This is a genomic window from Peptococcus simiae (assembly GCF_046569735.1).
Lineage (GTDB): Bacteria > Bacillota > Peptococcia > Peptococcales > Peptococcaceae > Peptococcus > Peptococcus simiae_A.
Genome location: NZ_JBKICG010000046.1, coordinates 1 through 603 on the forward strand (window position 1 = coordinate 1; position 603 = coordinate 603).

General features: G+C 53.7%; 1 rRNA gene. It reads right to left on the reverse strand.

The window, feature by feature from the left end:
* Positions 1 to 603 (reverse strand): 16S ribosomal RNA (locus ACLGL1_RS09790); the annotation flags it as partial.

Below are 603 nucleotides of genomic sequence, written 5' to 3' on the forward strand. Positions count from 1 at the left end.
AAGGTTAGATCACCGACTTCGGGTGTTACCAACTTTCGTGGTGTGACGGGCGGTGTGTACAAGGCCCGGGAACGTATTCACCGCAGTATGCTGACCTGCGATTACTAGCGATTCCGACTTCATGCAGGCGAGTTGCAGCCTGCAATCCGAACTGGGATTGGCTTTATGAGATTCGCTCCGCGTCGCCGCTTCGCTGCCCTCTGTACCAACCATTGTAGCACGTGTGTAGCCCAAGACATAAGGGGCATGATGATTTGACGTCATCCCCACCTTCCTCCGCATTGTCTGCGGCAGTCTATTCAGAGTGCCCAACTTAATGATGGCAACTGAATACAAGGGTTGCGCTCGTTGCGGGACTTAACCCAACATCTCACGACACGAGCTGACGACAACCATGCACCACCTGTCTCTGCTGTCCCGAAGGAAAAGGTACATTACATACCTCGGCAGCAGGATGTCAAGTCTTGGTAAGGTTCTTCGCGTTGCGTCGAATTAAACCACATGCTCCACCGCTTGTGCGGGCCCCCGTCAATTCCTTTGAGTTTCAGTCTTGCGACCGTACTCCCCAGGCGGGGTACTTATTGTGTTAACTCCGGCACCGAG